At 65.7% G+C, this 15,015-nt stretch carries 14 protein-coding genes and 1 pseudogene; 13 read left to right on the top strand and 2 right to left on the bottom strand.

What is annotated here, in order from left to right:
- The 4 genes and pseudogenes from WC493_RS17460 to WC493_RS17445 all read left to right on the top strand — a co-directional run.
- Positions 1-1,047 (top strand): annotated as a pseudogene (locus WC493_RS17460) (DNA-directed RNA polymerase subunit beta); the annotation flags it as partial.
- A 94-nt stretch (positions 1,048-1,141) separates the two neighbouring features.
- Complete coding sequence (gene rpoC / locus WC493_RS17455; protein ID WP_373066901.1) at positions 1,142-5,329, top strand: DNA-directed RNA polymerase subunit beta'; 4,188 nt, start codon at positions 1,142-1,144, stop codon at positions 5,327-5,329.
- A gap of 123 nt (positions 5,330-5,452) precedes the next feature.
- Positions 5,453-5,797 (top strand): ArsR/SmtB family transcription factor, encoded by a 345-nt coding sequence (locus tag WC493_RS17450; RefSeq protein ID WP_373066900.1) that lies wholly within the window; start codon positions 5,453-5,455, stop codon positions 5,795-5,797.
- Positions 5,794-6,327: an SRPBCC family protein gene (locus WC493_RS17445; protein ID WP_373066899.1), complete on the top strand. Its 534-nt coding sequence runs from the start codon at positions 5,794-5,796 to the stop codon at positions 6,325-6,327. The genes WC493_RS17450 and WC493_RS17445 overlap by 4 nt, the downstream gene beginning before the upstream one ends.
- A gap of 13 nt (positions 6,328-6,340) precedes the next feature.
- Here WC493_RS17445 and WC493_RS17440 read toward each other — a convergent pair whose 3' ends face one another.
- Positions 6,341-6,496, bottom strand: a complete 156-nt coding sequence (locus tag WC493_RS17440) for a hypothetical protein (RefSeq protein WP_373066897.1) — start codon at positions 6,494-6,496, stop codon at positions 6,341-6,343.
- Positions 6,497-6,532: 36 nt separating this feature from the next.
- The gene (hpxZ, locus tag WC493_RS17435) at positions 6,533-6,931 is read right to left on the bottom strand and encodes an oxalurate catabolism protein HpxZ (RefSeq protein WP_373066896.1); all 399 of its coding nucleotides are present in this window, start codon (positions 6,929-6,931) and stop codon (positions 6,533-6,535) included.
- A gap of 229 nt (positions 6,932-7,160) precedes the next feature.
- Between hpxZ and WC493_RS17430 the strand changes: the two genes are divergently transcribed.
- From WC493_RS17430 to WC493_RS17390, 9 genes are all read left to right on the top strand, one after another.
- Positions 7,161-7,853 carry a cysteine hydrolase family protein gene (locus WC493_RS17430; protein ID WP_373066895.1) on the top strand — a complete coding sequence of 231 codons (693 nt, stop codon included), beginning with the start codon at positions 7,161-7,163 and terminating at the stop codon, positions 7,851-7,853.
- A 15-nt stretch (positions 7,854-7,868) separates the two neighbouring features.
- A complete protein-coding gene (locus WC493_RS17425; RefSeq protein ID WP_373066894.1) occupies positions 7,869-9,455 on the top strand; it encodes a hypothetical protein in 1,587 nt (528 codons plus the stop codon).
- 142 nt (positions 9,456-9,597) lie between these two features.
- Positions 9,598-9,792 (top strand): DUF4089 domain-containing protein, encoded by a 195-nt coding sequence (locus WC493_RS17420; protein ID WP_373066892.1) that lies wholly within the window; start codon positions 9,598-9,600, stop codon positions 9,790-9,792.
- Entirely contained in the window at positions 9,789-11,189 is a 1,401-nt protein-coding gene (locus tag WC493_RS17415) for an AtzE family amidohydrolase (RefSeq protein ID WP_373066891.1), read from the top strand. The genes WC493_RS17420 and WC493_RS17415 overlap by 4 nt, the downstream gene beginning before the upstream one ends.
- 5 nt (positions 11,190-11,194) lie before the next feature.
- Entirely contained in the window at positions 11,195-11,623 is a 429-nt protein-coding gene (locus WC493_RS17410) for an EamA family transporter (protein ID WP_373066890.1), read from the top strand.
- A 303-nt stretch (positions 11,624-11,926) separates the two neighbouring features.
- The gene (rpsL, locus tag WC493_RS17405) at positions 11,927-12,298 is read left to right on the top strand and encodes a 30S ribosomal protein S12 (RefSeq protein ID WP_373066889.1); all 372 of its coding nucleotides are present in this window, start codon (positions 11,927-11,929) and stop codon (positions 12,296-12,298) included.
- 11 nt (positions 12,299-12,309) lie between these two features.
- On the top strand, positions 12,310-12,780 hold the full coding sequence (gene rpsG / locus WC493_RS17400) for a 30S ribosomal protein S7 (protein WP_373066887.1): 471 nt from the start codon (positions 12,310-12,312) through the stop codon (positions 12,778-12,780).
- Positions 12,781-12,792: 12 nt separating this feature from the next.
- Positions 12,793-14,871, top strand: a complete 2,079-nt coding sequence (fusA, locus tag WC493_RS17395) for an elongation factor G (RefSeq protein ID WP_373066886.1) — start codon at positions 12,793-12,795, stop codon at positions 14,869-14,871.
- Positions 14,872-14,903: 32 nt separating this feature from the next.
- On the top strand, positions 14,904-15,015 hold a 112-nt coding region (locus tag WC493_RS17390; protein WP_373066903.1), incomplete at its 3' end, for a GTP-binding protein.

Below are 15,015 nucleotides of genomic sequence, written 5' to 3'. Positions count from 1 at the left end.
ATCGCGATCAAGGGCGACGAGCAGACCAACCTCGACATCGAAGCGCTGAAGAAGCACTTCGACGAGGCCAAGGATCGCCTGCAGAAGCGTTTCGAGGACAAGGTCGAGAAGCTGCAGCGCGGCGACGAGCTGCAGCCGGGCGTGATGAAGATGGTCAAGGTCTTCGTCGCGGTGAAGCGCAAGCTGCAGCCGGGCGACAAGATGGCCGGCCGCCACGGGAACAAGGGCGTCATCTCGCGCATCATGCCGCGCGAGGACATGCCCTATCTCGAGGACGGCACCAATGTCGACATCGTGCTGAACCCCCTCGGCGTGCCTTCGCGCATGAATGTCGGGCAGATCCTGGAAACCCACCTCGGCTGGGCCGCGGCCGGTCTCGGCCGCCAGATCGGCGAGGTGGCGGACAAGATCCGTCGCGGCAACGAGAAGGCGAACGCGCTGCGCGAGAAGCTGCAGACCATCTATTCGGCGACCGAATACGCCGAGAAGATCGAGCCGCTCGAGGACAGCCAGCTCCTCGAGATGGCGGACAACCTGCGCCGCGGCGTGCCGATCGCGACCCCGGTGTTCGACGGCGCCCAGCCGTCCGACATCGAGGACTACCTGAAGATGGCGGGCTTCGCCTCCTCGGGCCAGAGCACGCTGATCGACGGCCGTACTGGCGAGACCTTCGACCGTAAGGTCACGGTCGGTTACATCTACATGCTGAAGCTGCATCACCTGGTGGACGACAAGATCCACGCCCGGTCGATCGGCCCCTACAGCCTCGTCACCCAGCAGCCGCTGGGCGGCAAGGCCCAGTTCGGTGGCCAGCGCTTCGGCGAAATGGAAGTGTGGGCGCTCCAGGCTTACGGCGCCGCCTACACCCTCCAGGAGATGCTGACCGTGAAGTCGGACGACGTCGCGGGCCGCACCAAGGTCTACGAGGCGATCGTGCGCGGCGAGGACAATTTCGAGGCCGGTATTCCGGAATCGTTCAACGTTCTCGTCATGGAAATGCGGTCTCTCGGCCTCAACGTCGACATGGGCGGCAAGGGCGCCGCGTAAGCGCGGCGCCCCTGATGCTGAACCCTTTGTCGACCGTGATTTTTCGCAACCGAGCGGCGTCGGGGACGCCCGCGCCGCATGAGGGAGCAAAGTAATGAACCAAGAGGTTATGGCCCTGTTCGGGCATGCCCCCGGCACCCAGGCTTTCGATCAGATCAAGATCTCGATCGCCAGCCCGGAAAAGATCCGCGCCTGGTCCCATGGCGAGATCAAGAAGCCGGAAACGATCAACTATCGTACCTTCAAGCCCGAGCGGGACGGTCTGTTCTGCGCCAAGATCTTCGGGCCGATCAAGGATTACGAGTGCTTGTGCGGCAAGTACAAGCGCATGAAGTATCGCGGCATCACCTGCGAGAAGTGCGGCGTCGAAGTCACCCTGTCGAAGGTCCGGCGCGAGCGCATGGGCCATATCGAACTGGCTTCGCCGGTCGCGCACATCTGGTTCCTGAAGTCGCTGCCGTCGCGCATCGGCCTTCTGCTCGACATGACCCTGAAGGATCTCGAACGCATTCTCTATTTCGAGAATTACGTCGTGACCGAGCCGGGCCTGACCGCGCTGAAGCGTAATCAGCTCCTCAACGAGGAAGATTACATCCGCGCCCAGGACGAATATGGCGAGGACAGCTTCGAGGCCGGCATCGGCGCCGAGGCGATCCGCAAGATGCTCGAAAAGCTCGACCTCGAGGGCGAGCGTGACGAGCTCCGCCAGGAACTCGCCACCACGACGTCCGAGGCGAAGCCGAAGAAGATCGTGAAGCGCCTGAAGCTGATCGAGTCCTTCATCGAGAGCGGCAACAAGCCGGAATGGATGATCCTGACGGTGGTCCCCGTGATCCCGCCGGAACTCCGTCCCCTGGTGCCCCTCGACGGCGGCCGTTTCGCGACCTCCGACCTGAACGACCTCTATCGCCGCGTCATCAACCGTAACAACCGCCTGAAGCGGCTGATCGAGCTGCGCGCGCCGGACATCATCGTCCGTAACGAAAAGCGCATGTTGCAGGAAGCGGTCGACGCCCTGTTCGACAACGGCCGCCGCGGCCGCGTCATCACGGGCGCCAACAAGCGGCCGCTGAAGTCGATCTCCGACATGCTGAAGGGCAAGCAGGGCCGGTTCCGCCAGAACCTGCTCGGCAAGCGCGTCGACTATTCGGGCCGTTCGGTCATCGTCGTCGGGCCGGAGCTGAAGCTCCATCAGTGCGGCCTGCCGAAGAAGATGGCGCTCGAGCTGTTCAAGCCCTTCATCTACGCCAAGCTCGACATGAAGGGCATCGCCACCACGATCAAGATGGCGAAGAAGATGGTCGAGAAGGAGCGGCCGGAGGTCTGGGACATCCTCGAAGAGGTGATCCGCGAACATCCGGTGATGCTGAACCGCGCGCCCACGCTGCACCGTCTCGGCATCCAGGCCTTCGAGCCGACGCTGATCGAAGGCAAGGCGATCCAGCTGCATCCGCTCGTCTGCGCCGCCTTCAACGCGGACTTCGACGGCGACCAGATGGCCGTCCACGTGCCGCTGTCGCTCGAAGCCCAGCTCGAAGCGCGCGTGCTCATGATGTCGACCAACAACATCCTGAGCCCCGCCAACGGCAAGCCGATCATCGTGCCGTCGCAGGACATCGTGCTCGGCGTCTACTATCTCACGATGGAACGGCCGAACGAGCCGGGCGAGGGCATGGCCTTCGCCAACATCAACGAGATCCAGGCGGCGCTGGATTCGAAGTCGGTCACGCTGCACACCAGGATCAAGTCGCGCCTGCACACGGTCGACAGCAACGGCGATCCGATCGTCGTCCGCGTCGAGACCACGCCGGGCCGTATGATTCTTTCGGAGCTGCTGCCGCGCCACCCGAACGTGCCCTTCTCGCTGATCAACAAGCTGCTCACCAAGAAGGACATCTCGACCGTCATCGACATCGTCTATCGCCACTGCGGCCAGAAGGAGACGGTGATCTTCGCCGATCGCCTGATGGCGCTCGGCTATGCCCATGCCTGCCGCGCCGGCATTTCCTTCGGCAAGGACGACATGGTCATTCCGAAGGCGAAGGAAGCGCTGGTCGCCGCGACCCAGGAACAGGCCAAGGAATACGAGCAGCAATATCTCGACGGTCTGATCACCCAGGGCGAGAAATACAACAAGGTCATCGACGCCTGGGCCCAGTGCACCGACAAGGTCGCGGACGAGATGATGAAGGAAATCTCGTCGGTCGTGATCGACGAGACCACGGGCCGCGCCAAGCCGATCAACTCGATCTACATGATGGCCCATTCGGGTGCCCGTGGTTCCGCGGCCCAGATGAAGCAGCTCGCCGGCATGCGCGGCCTGATGGCCAAGCCGTCGGGCGAAATCATCGAGACGCCGATCATCTCGAACTTCAAGGAAGGCCTGTCGGTTCTCGAGTACTTCAACTCGACCCACGGCGCCCGTAAGGGCCTGGCCGACACCGCCCTGAAGACCGCGAACTCCGGTTACCTGACCCGCCGCCTGGTCGACGTGGCGCAGGACTGCATCATCGTGATCGACGACTGCGGCACCTCGAACGGCCTGACCGTGACCGAAGTGGTCGAAGGCGGCGACGTCATCGAGCCGCTGGGCGACCGTATCCTCGGCCGTACCGCGGGCGTCGACGTGGTCGATCCGGCAACCCAGGAACTGGTGCTGCCGGCCGGCGAGATGATCCTCGAAGACGACGTCGAACGTATCAACAAGGCCGGCGTGCAGTCGGTCCTGATCCGTTCGGTGCTGACCTGCGAGGCCGAGGGCGGCGCCTGCGCCAAGTGCTACGGCCGTGACTTGGCGCGTGGCACGCCGGTGAACATGGGCGAAGCGGTCGGCGTCATCGCGGCGCAGTCGATCGGCGAGCCGGGCACCCAGCTCACCATGCGCACCTTCCACATCGGCGGTGCGGCGCAGTTCTCGGAACGGAACAGCGTCGAGGCGACGATCGACGGCACGCTGAAGATCAACAACCGCCACATCGTCGTGGACAGCTCGAAGCGCATGATCGTGATGAGCCGCAACTGCGAACTCGTCCTGGTCGATGCCAACGGGCGCGAGCGTGCGCGTCACCGCGTCGCCTATGGCGCGCGTCTGTTCTTCGACGACGGCCAGACCGTGACCAAGGGCGCCAAGCTGGTCGAGTGGGATCCCCGCACCCTGCCGATCATCTCGGAGCGCGAAGGCTTCGCGGCCTATATGGATCTGGTGGAAGGCGTCTCCGTGCGCGAGACGACGGACGAGGCCACGGGCATCGCGAACAAGGAAGTCATCGACTGGCGCTCCCAGCCGAAGACCTCGGACCTGCGTCCGCGTATCGGCCTGCGCGACGAGAGCGGCAGCCCGATCCTGCAGCCGAACGGCACGGAAGTGCGTTACTTCCTGGCCGCCGGCGCCATCCTCTCGGTCGAGGACGGCGGCAAGATCAACGCTGGCGACGTGCTCGCCCGTATCCCGCTGGAATCGGCCAAGACCCGCGACATCACCGGCGGTCTGCCGCGCGTCGCGGAGCTCTTCGAGGCGCGCCGTCCGAAGGACCACGCGATCATCGCCGAGCGTTCGGGCCGGGTCGAATTCGGCAAGGACTACAAGAACAAGCGCCGCCTGATCCTGCACCCGCTGGAAGGTGACACCGCGACCGAGCCGCAGGAATATCTGATCCCGAAGGGCAAGCACATCGCCGTTCAGGAAGGGGATATCATCCAGAAGGGCGATTATCTGCTCGACGGCAACCCGGCGCCGCACGACATCCTGAAGGTCATGGGCGTCGAAGCCCTGGCCCGTTACCTCGTGAACGAGATCCAGGACGTCTATCGGCTCCAGGGCGTGAAGATCAACGACAAGCACATCGAAGTGATCGTCCGCCAGATGCTGCAGAAGGTCGAGATCGAGGACTCGGGCGCCACCACCTTCCTCCAGGGCGAGCAGGTGGACCGCGTCGAGTTCGAGGAAGAGAATGCGCGCACGATCAAGCTGGGCCTGCGTCCGGCCACGGGCAGCCCGGTGCTGCAGGGCATCACCAAGGCCTCGCTGCAGACCCGCTCCTTCATCTCGGCGGCCTCCTTCCAGGAGACCACCCGCGTGCTGACCGAGGCGGCGACTGCCGGCAAGGTCGACACCCTGGTGGGCCTGAAGGAGAACGTCATCGTCGGCCGCCTGATCCCGGCGGGTACCGGCGCGATGATGAACCGCCTGAAGGAAGTCGCCTCCAACCGCGACAAGGAACTGGCGGCGATCGACGCCGGCACCGCCACCCCGGCGGTCGAGGGCGGCGCTTCCGCCGCCTGACCGGCGTAACAGCGCAAAATCACAAGGCCCGGGACGGCGACGTCCCGGGCCTTTTTGTTGGCGTCGTGAAATTCCTCAACCAATTGGTTGACGGTTTCGCGGGGCGTCTTTAAATTCAACTGCATGGTTGAATATCTCGATGCCCGCCTCGACACGATCTTCCACGCCCTCGCCGATGCCACGCGGCGCCAGATGCTGCGCGACCTCGCCGGGGGAGAGCGGACGGTGGGGCAACTGGCGGAACCCTTCGCCATGTCGCTCGCCGCCGCCTCCAAACACATCAAGGTGCTGGAGGGCGCGGGCCTGATCCGGCGTGAGGTGCGCGGGCGCGCCCATGTCTGCCGGCTCGATCCCGGCCCGCTCGCCAGTGCGCACGACTGGCTCGCCTTCTATGAAGCCTTCTGGACCGGCCGGCTCGACCGGCTCGAACAACTGCTGCGAAACGCAGGCAAGGGAGACGACGAATGACCGAGATCCAGGACCTCGATCCCCATGGCACCCTGATCGAGCCGGCGACGCTGAAGATCCAGCGCCTGCTGCCCGGCCCGATCGAGCGCATCTGGTCCTATCTGACCGAGAGCGAGCTCCGCCGGAAATGGCTCGCCGCGGGCGACATGACGGGCGGCGCCGGCAGCACCGTCGAGCTGGTCTGGCGGAACGACGAACTGACCGACCCGCCCGGCCGCCGGCCGGACGGCTTCCCGGCGGAGCGCCGGATGGCGAGCCGGATCCTGGTCTCCGAGCCGCCCCACCGCCTGGTCTTCACCTGGGGCGAGACGGGCGAAGTTTCGTTCGAACTGGCGCCGGCGGGCGGTCGCGTGCTGCTGACCGTGATTCATCGCCGCCTGGCCGACCATTCGGCCGAACTCAGTGTCGCGGCCGGTTGGCACACCCATCTCGACCTGTTGGCCGCGCGCCTGACCGGCGCCAACCCGCCGCCCTTCTGGGACGGTTGGGCGGTACTCCGGGCGGACTATGAACGGCGGCTGCCGGGCTGACAGTCGAGATGTTTCAGCGCCGATCGCGGGCGATCACTTCGGCCGCCGCCAGTGGGTGATAGCTCGACTCAGGTGCTGCAAAGGCGAGGGGGAGCGCGGCCTTCAGCCGGTCGAGGGCTTCGCGGTCGGCCCGTTCCTTGTCGCGGCGGATGTCGTCGCTGGTCGTCATCCGAGCACCTCACTCATTGCCGAAGACGCGGCAAGCTCAGTCGAGCAGGCTCACATGGGCGGAGACGATGCGCCAGCCTTCGGGCAGGCGGGCCCAGACCTGGGTCTGGCGGCCGCGCTTGCCGGATTTCAGGCGGACGTATTCGGTGTTGGCCACGCCGAGATCGGGACCGAAGGTGGTGATCCTGGTGTTTTCCAGGCGGCGGGCGAGGTCGCTCACATCGCGGGCGGCGCGATAGCTGGCGATCGCCTCCGGCCCATAGAGATTTTCCGTCGGCCCGAAACGCAACACCCGGGGATCGCTCCAGAAGAAGGCGCCGAGGGCCGCCGTATCGTTGGCCAGGAGGGCGCGCTCATAGGCCTCGAACGCCGCCTTGATTTCCATCAGCGCGGTCGGGTGGTCGATCCAGAGGGCTGTCTCGTCGCTCTCGTTCATGGGTTACTCCTACAAGACCGATGATCAACATTCAATCACGACTGATTGAAAATTGCATACATGCCTAAAAAATAGGCTAAAGCGTGCTGGATCGGGGGGCGGGAACACCCCCGTGCCTTGAGAGAATATCTTTTTATATCAGTTAGTTAACCGCTTTGTGACAGGCCCTCGCGGCTTGGTCTGCCTCTTGCATTGCATACAAAAGGCAAGGCTGCGCAGGGGATCGAGCATGACGTCAATGGTCATCCAGGCGGAACCGGGGGCGATCACGGTCGACATCGGCCGGACGGCGCTGGTCATCATCGACATGCAGCGCGACTTTCTGGAGCCTGGCGGCTTCGGCGAGACGCTGGGCAACGACGTCTCTCTCCTCGCCAAGGCGGTGCCGCCGACCAAGGCGCTGCTGGCCGCGGCGCGGAAGGCGGGGATGCTGGTGATCCACACCCGCGAAGGCCATCGGCCCGATCTTTCCGACGCGCCGCCGGCCAAGGTGAACCGCGGCAGCCCCACCCACCGGATCGGTGCGCCGGGCCCCATGGGCCGCATTCTGATCCGGGGCGAGCCGGGCCAGGACATCATCCCCGAGCTTTATCCGATCGAGGGCGAGGTGGTGATCGACAAGCCGGGCAAGGGCGCCTTCTTCGCGACCGACCTCGGCCTGATCCTGGCCAACCGGGGGATCGACGCCCTGCTGGTCTGCGGCGTCACCACCGAGGTCTGCGTCCATACCACGATCCGCGAGGGCAACGACCGGGGCTACCGCTGCATCGCCGTGGGCGACTGCTGCGCCTCCTATTTCCCGGAATTTCACGAGGTCGCGCTGCGCATGGTGAAGGCGCAGGGGGGCATTTTCGGCTGGGTGACCGAGTCCGCGAAAGTGGTTTCGGCGCTCGGCGCATCGGCCGCTGCGGCGGCGGAATAGCGGGGGGTGAAGCTTATGACGACGACGGCCTTCAAACCCAAGATCTGGACACCGGGCGATCTCAACGCCTTCTTCGGCTTCGGCACCAACATCCTGGTCAATATGCTGACCCTGACCGGGCTGTTGCGCTTCGTGCTCAAAATGCCGGACGCCATCGTGTTCGGCCGCATCCTGCCCGCCATGGGCCTGATGATGTGCCTGTCGACCGGCTACTATGCCTTCCTGGCCTATCGTCTGGCCAAGAAGACCGGGCGCTCGGACGTCTGCGCTCTGCCGTCCGGCATTTCGGTGCCGCATATGTTCGTGGTGACCTTCGTCATCATGCTGCCCATCGCGCTCACCACCGGCGACCCGGTGAAGGGCTGGGAAGCGGGGCTGACCTGGGTCTTCATCCAGAGCTTCGTGCTCATGGCCGGCGGCTTCATCGCGCCGGTGATCCGCAAGATCACGCCCAGGGCCGCCCTGCTCGGCACCCTGGCCGGCGTTTCCATCACCTTCATCTCGATGAAGCCGGCGCTGGAAATGTTCCTCACCCCGGTGATCGGCCTCACCTGTTTCGGCGTCATCCTGATGGCCTGGTTCGGCGGGTTGAAATACCCGAAAAGCATTCCGGCCGGTCTGGTCGCCATCGTCGTCGGGCTGGTGGTCGCCTGGGGCTCCAATCTGTTCGGCTTCAATTTCGGTGGGCTGACGGGCGAGGGGCTGTCGGCCGCCTTCTCGAACTTCGGTTTCTCGGTGCCGCTGCCGGCCTTCGACCATGTCTTCGGCGGCTTCGAGTTCCTGGGCGTGATCCTGGTCACCGCCATTCCCTTCGGCATCTACGACCTCGTCGAGGCCATGGATAATGTGGAGTCGGCCGATGTCGCGGGCGACGCCTATCCGACGACGCGGGTGCTGACGGCGGACGGCGTCGTCTCGCTGATCGGCTGCCTGATGGGCAATCCCTTCATCAACGCGGTCTATATCGGCCATCCGGGCTGGAAGGCGATGGGCGGGCGCATCGGCTATTCGGCCGCGGTCGGCGCCATGGTCATCGTGCTCTCCTGGTTCGGCATCGTCGCGGTGCTGCTGGCGCTGGTGCCGGTGGTCGCGATCTCGCCCATCCTTCTCTATATCGGCATGTTGATCGGCTCCCAGGCCTTCCAGGAAACGCCGCGCACCCATGCCCCGGCGATCATCCTGGCGCTCACGCCCCATATGGCGGAATGGGGCAAGACCATGATCGACGGCGCCCTGGGCGCGGCCGGCACCTCGGCCGCGGCGGTCGGCTTCGACAAGCTGGCGACCCAGGGGGTGATCTATCACGGCCTCGAAGTGCTGGGCGGCGGCTCGATCCTGGGCGGGCTCATGCTCGGCGCGATCGGCGTCTTCGTGATCGAACGGCAATTCGTCAAGGGCGCCTTCTTCGCGGTCGGCGCCGCGGTGCTGACCTTCTTCGGCTTCATGCACAGCGTGGCGATCGGCATCGGGCAGAGCCCGATGGTGGTGATCGGCTATCTCATGGTGGCGGGGGCGCTCGCCCTGGCCGCCCACCGGGTGGTGCCCTCGACCGTGGATGTCGGCGGCGGCCACCATGATGCGGTGCCCGAACCGGCCGAGTGACGGTCCCCGACGAATGGTGTCGCCCCGGCCCCCTCGGGCCGGGGCGGAGCGCCGGAAGGCGGTGGTGGAGCCGGGCCGTCGGCTGTGGCACGCTGTCGGCAGCCTTGCGCGGGCTTCCCCGGCGGTGAGGTTCGAGGTGTTCATGCCTGCTGATTTCGATGCCGACCTTGTGATCGATGCCAATGCGGCCCTGCTGGGGCTGGAAATCGGGCCGGAGCAACGCCCGGGCGTCGTGCAATTCCTGAAGCTAGCCGCCCAGATGGCGGCCCTGGTCGAGGCGGCGCCGATCGGCGACACGCTGGAGCTCGACGGCGCCTTCCATCCGGTGGCGCCATGAGCGTCGATCCCTTCGCCCCGGCGCGCGAGATCGCCGCGGCGGTCCGCGAGGGCCGCACCACCGCGGTCGCCGTGACCCGCCTGTTCCTGGACCGGATCGAGGCGATCGATCCCGTGCTGAACGCCTATACCGAGGTGACCGCGGCCCGCGCCATGGCCGCCGCCCATGCGATCGATGCCCGCAAAGCCAAGGGCGAGCCGCTCGGCCCGCTCGCCGGGGTGCCCTTCGCGGTCAAGAATCTGCTCGACCTCGAAGGCGTGGTCACCCGCGCCGGCAGCAAGATCAATCGCGAGAATGCCCCGGCGACGCGCGACGCCGTCCTGGTCGAGCGCCTGATCGCGGCCGATGCGGTGCCCCTCGGCGCGCTCAACATGGGCGAATATGCCTATGACTTCACGGGCGAGAACGTCCATGACGGTGCCTGCCGGAACCCGCACGATCCGGACCATATGACCGGCGGCTCGTCCTCCGGCTGCGGGGCGGCGACGGGTGGCGGGCTGGCGCCGATCTCGCTCGGTTCCGATACCAACGGCTCGATCCGGGTGCCGTCCTCGCTGTGCGGCATCTTCGGGCTGAAGCCCACCTATGGCCGGCTGCCGCGGACGCGCAGCTTTCCCTTCTGCGACAGCCTGGACCATCTCGGCCCCTTCGCCCGCAACGTCGGCGACCTGGCGCTCGCCTATGACCTGCTGCAGGGCCACGACGCGGGCGATCATGCCTGTGCCGACCGCCCGGTGGAGCCGGTTTCGGACAAGCTTCCCCTCGGCGCCGCGGGACTGCGGGTCGCCGTGCTGGGCGGTCATTTCGATACCGCAGGCATGGCGGCGGCGGCCCGGGCGGTCGACCGGGTGGCCCGGGCGCTGGGTGCGCGGCGCACGATCGAATTGCCGGGGGCTGCCGAAGGGCGGGCCGCCGCCTTCCTCATCACCAATACCGAATCGGCGGCCTTCCACCTGAACCGCCTGCGCGCCCGGCCGATGGATTTCGATCCCGAGACGCGGGACCGTTTCCTGGCCGGTGCCCTGCTGCCCGCCGCTTGGTCGGTGAAGGCGCATCAGGTCCGGCGCTGGTATGCGGAGAAGGCGGCCGCGGTGTTCCGCGAATTCGATCTGCTGATCGCGCCGAGCACGCCCATGTGCGCGCCCGAGATCGGCCAGAAGACCATGGAGCTGCATGGCAAGACGGTGCCGCTTCGCCCCATGTTCGGCCTCTTCACCCAGCCCATTTCGGCGATCGGCCTGCCGGTCTGCGCTGTGCCGGTGCCGGTCGCGGGGGAGGGCGGGCTGCCCATCGGCGTCCAGCTCATCGCGGCCCCTTGGCGCGAGGATCGGGTGCTCCGCGCCGCCGCCTGGCTCGAGGCGGAGGGGCTGGCCCACGCTCCCCTGCCGCCGGGCTGACCATCGTGACCGGCTCCTGGGCCTTCTGGGCGCTACTCTCTGCCGGCTTCGCCGCGCCGACGGCGCTGCTCGCCATGGCCGGCGTCGCCGGGGTCGATTCCGATTTCGCCACCTTCGCGCGGACCTTGGTGGTCGCCTTGCTGGCCGGGCTGATCGTGTTCGCCGCCGGGCGCTGGCCGGCGCCGGGCACGGTGACGGCGCGGACCTATCTCTATCTGGGTCTTTCCGGCCTCGCCACCGGGGCCTCCTGGCTCTGCTATTTCCGGGCCCTGAAGCTGGGCGAGGCGGCGCGTGTCGCCCCGATCGACAAACTCAGCGTCGTCTTCGTCGCCGTGTTCGCCACACTCTTCCTGGGCGAAAAGCTCTCGTTTCTCAACTGGGCGGGAGTCTTCCTGATCGCCCTCGGCGCCGTTCTGGTGGCACAGCGCGCCTGAGCGCGGTACCCCGCGGCCACTGCATGGAAAGCCCGCGTGAACGCCGTGCTTTCCGCTTGACGAGTCGGAACCCCGCACATATGTTCGCGCCTCCACTCGGACGGCGGTGGTTGGGGTCCAACCTGAACGCGGCGCCGACGAGTTAAGAGTACCGGACATCGGCTCTGGATGACCCAGGGCCACGAGATTTTTGGTCGGCGACAGTGCCGAGGCACTGTAGGTCGGCTTTGTTGCGTGAGGCCGCTCTTTGACAATCTGGCGGGGCTTACGTGACTCGAACGAGGGAAGAGAAGGCAGGGACTGATGCCGACCATCAATCAGTTGCTCCGTAAGCCGCGTCAGAAGCCGGCGTTCCAGAACAAGGTGCCGGCGATCACCGGCAACCCCCAGAAGCGCGGCGTTTGCACCCGCGTCTACACCACGACCCCGAAGAAGCCGAACTCGGCCCTTCGTAAGGTCGCTCGTGTGCGCCTGGTGAACGGCTTCGAAGTCACGTCCTACATCCCCGGTGAAGGCCACAACCTTCAGGAACACTCGGTCGTGCTGATCCGCGGCGGCCGCGTGAAGGACCTTCCGGGCGTCCGCTATCACGTCATCCGCGGCGTTCTGGATACCCAGGGCGTCAAGAATCGTAAGCAGCGCCGGTCGAAGTACGGCGCCAAGCGTCCGAAGTAAGGAGAGGCCCCATGTCTCGCCGCCACAGTGCCGAGAAGCGCGAAGTCCTGCCGGATCCGAAGTTCGGCGACGTCGTCGTGACCAAGTTCATGAACAGCCTGATGTACGACGGCAAGAAGTCGTCCGCCGAGACGATCGTCTACGGTGCCTTCGAGCGCGTCCAGTCCAAGACGGGCCAGGATCCGATCCGCGTGTTCCACGATGCGCTGGCGAACGTCCGCCCGGCGATCGAGGTGCGCAGCCGCCGCGTCGGTGGCGCCACCTACCAGGTCCCGGTGGAAGTGCGTCACGACCGCAGCCAGGCGCTCGCCATCCGTTGGCTGATCTCCTCGGCGCGCAAGCGTTCCGAACACACCATGACCGAGCGTCTGTCGGGCGAGCTGCTCGATGCCGTGAACAACCGCGGCACCGCAGTGAAGAAGCGCGAAGACACTCACCGCATGGCGGAGGCCAACAAGGCCTTCTCGCATTACCGCTGGTAACGGGAGCCACCCATGCCTCGCACCACGCCACTCGAGCGGTACCGTAACATCGGCATCATGGCCCACATCGATGCCGGCAAGACGACCACGACCGAGCGCATCCTCTACTACACCGGCCGCAGCCATAAGATCGGCGAAGTCCACGACGGCGCCGCGACCATGGACTGGATGGAGCAGGAACAGGAACGCGGCATCACCATCACTTCGGCCGCGACCACCTGCTTCTGGAACGACCACCGGGTCAACATCATCGACACCCCGGGCCACGTCGACTTCACCATCGAAGTCGAGCGTTCGCTCCGCGTGCTCGACGGTGCCGTCGCCGTGTTCGACTCGGTCGCCGGCGTCGAGCCGCAGTCCGAGACCGTGTGGCGCCAGGCCAACAAGTACGGCGTGCCGCGCATGTGCTTCGTCAACAAGATGGACCGCACCGGCGCCAACTTCTATCGCTGCGTCGACATGATGGTCGAGCGCCTGGGCGCGCGTCCGCTCGTGCTGTCGATTCCGGTCGGCTCCGAGTCGGACTATGCCGGCGTCATCGACATCGTGCAGATGAAGGCGATCATCTGGCGCGAAGAGTCGCTGGGCGCCAAGTTCGACGTCGTCGATATCCCGGCCGAATACGCCGAGAAGGCCGCTGAATACCGTCACATCCTGGTCGAGACCGCGGTGGAGATGGACGATGCGGCCATGGAAGCCTATCTCGAAGGCACCGAGCCCGACGAAGCGACCCTGAAGGCCTGCATCCGCAAGGGCACGATCTCGCTGGCCTTCGTGCCGGTGCTGAACGGTTCCGCCTTCAAGAACAAGGGCGTTCAGCCCCTGCTCGACGCCGTGGTCGACTACCTGCCGTCGCCGCTCGACGTTCCCGCGATCAAGGGCATCGACTACAAGACCGGCGAAGAGACCGAGCGTCACTCGTCGGACGACGAGCCGACCGCCGTGCTCGCATTCAAGATCATGGACGACCCCTTCGTCGGCACCATCACCTTCTGCCGCGTCTATTCGGGCAAGCTCGAGTCCGGCGCCTCGGTGCTGAACTCGACCAAGGACAAGCGCGAGCGCATCGGCCGTATGCTGCAGATGCACGCGAACAGCCGCGAGGACGTGAAGGAAGCCTATGCGGGCGACATCGTCGCCCTGGCCGGCCTGAAGGAAGTCCGCACCGGCGATACGCTGTGCGATATCAACAAGCCGGTGATCCTCGAAAAGATGGAATTCCCGGATCCCGTCATCGAGATCTCGATCGAGCCGAAGTCCAAGGCCGACCAGGAAAAGCTGGGCATCGCGCTCAGCAAGCTGGCCGCCGAGGATCCCTCGTTCCGCGTCTCGACCGACCAGGAATCTGGCCAGACCATCCTGAAGGGCATGGGCGAACTCCATCTGGAGATCAAGGTCGACATCCTGCGCCGCACCTACAAGGTGGACGCGACCGTCGGCGCTCCGCAGGTCGCCTATCGTGAGACCATCACGAAGCGCGCCGAGGTGGATTACACCCACAAGAAGCAGACCGGCGGCACGGGCCAGTTCGCCCGCGTCAAGATCGTCTTCGAGCCGCTCGAAGCCGGCAAGGGTCGCATCTTCGAGAGCGCCATCGTCGGTGGTTCGGTGCCGAAGGAATATATCCCCGGCGTCGAAAAGGGCATTGCCTCGGTCGCGGACAACGGCGTCATCGCCGGTTTCCCGATGATCGACTTCAAGGCCACCCTGATCGACGGCGCCTACCACGACGTCGACTCGAGCGTGCTGGCGTTCGAAATCGCCTCCCGTGCCGCCTTCAAGGAAGGCATGGAAAAGGCGGGCCCGAGGCTGCTGGAGCCGGTGATGAAGGTTTCGGTCACCACCCCCGACGAATATGTCGGTTCGGTGATCGGCGACCTGAACTCCCGCCGCGGCCAGATCCAGGGCACCGAAGCTGCGGTCGGCAACGCCACGGAGATCAACGCCTTCGTGCCGCTGGCCAACATGTTCGGTTACATCAACACCCTGCGTTCGATGAGCCAGGGCCGTGCGCAGTACGCCATGGAATTCGACCACTATGAGCCGGTGCCTCAGGCGGTCGCGGACGAAGTCCGCGCCAAGTACGCCTGAGTTCGAAACCGCTAGAGTTACGGAGAGCCACGATGGCCAAGGAAAGTTTCAAGCGGACGAAGCCGCACTGCAACATCGGGACGATCGGTCACGTCGACCATGGCAAGACGTCGCTGACGGCGGCGATCACCAAGGTTCTGGCGG

It is taken from the genome of Zavarzinia sp., assembly GCF_041650655.1.
GTDB lineage: Bacteria > Pseudomonadota > Alphaproteobacteria > Zavarziniales > Zavarziniaceae > Zavarzinia.
Note: the sequence above shows the minus strand (reverse complement) of the source record. Positions and strands in the feature narration are given on the sequence as shown.

What these genes read in the sequence shown, in the direction of transcription:
- rpoC (WP_373066901.1), top strand. Translation starts at nt 1,142, where the DNA reads ATGAACCAAGAGGTTATGGCCCTGTTCGGGCATGCCCCCGGCACCCAG.
- WC493_RS17450 (WP_373066900.1), top strand. Translation starts at nt 5,453, where the DNA reads ATGGTTGAATATCTCGATGCCCGCCTCGACACGATCTTCCACGCCCTC.
- WC493_RS17445 (WP_373066899.1), top strand. Translation starts at nt 5,794, where the DNA reads ATGACCGAGATCCAGGACCTCGATCCCCATGGCACCCTGATCGAGCCG.
- WC493_RS17440 (WP_373066897.1), bottom strand. Translation starts at nt 6,496, where the DNA reads ATGACGACCAGCGACGACATCCGCCGCGACAAGGAACGGGCCGACCGC.
- hpxZ (WP_373066896.1), bottom strand. Translation starts at nt 6,931, where the DNA reads ATGAACGAGAGCGACGAGACAGCCCTCTGGATCGACCACCCGACCGCG.
- WC493_RS17430 (WP_373066895.1), top strand. Translation starts at nt 7,161, where the DNA reads ATGACGTCAATGGTCATCCAGGCGGAACCGGGGGCGATCACGGTCGAC.
- WC493_RS17425 (WP_373066894.1), top strand. Translation starts at nt 7,869, where the DNA reads ATGACGACGACGGCCTTCAAACCCAAGATCTGGACACCGGGCGATCTC.
- WC493_RS17420 (WP_373066892.1), top strand. Translation starts at nt 9,598, where the DNA reads ATGCCTGCTGATTTCGATGCCGACCTTGTGATCGATGCCAATGCGGCC.
- WC493_RS17415 (WP_373066891.1), top strand. Translation starts at nt 9,789, where the DNA reads ATGAGCGTCGATCCCTTCGCCCCGGCGCGCGAGATCGCCGCGGCGGTC.
- rpsL (WP_373066889.1), top strand. Translation starts at nt 11,927, where the DNA reads ATGCCGACCATCAATCAGTTGCTCCGTAAGCCGCGTCAGAAGCCGGCG.
- rpsG (WP_373066887.1), top strand. Translation starts at nt 12,310, where the DNA reads ATGTCTCGCCGCCACAGTGCCGAGAAGCGCGAAGTCCTGCCGGATCCG.
- fusA (WP_373066886.1), top strand. Translation starts at nt 12,793, where the DNA reads ATGCCTCGCACCACGCCACTCGAGCGGTACCGTAACATCGGCATCATG.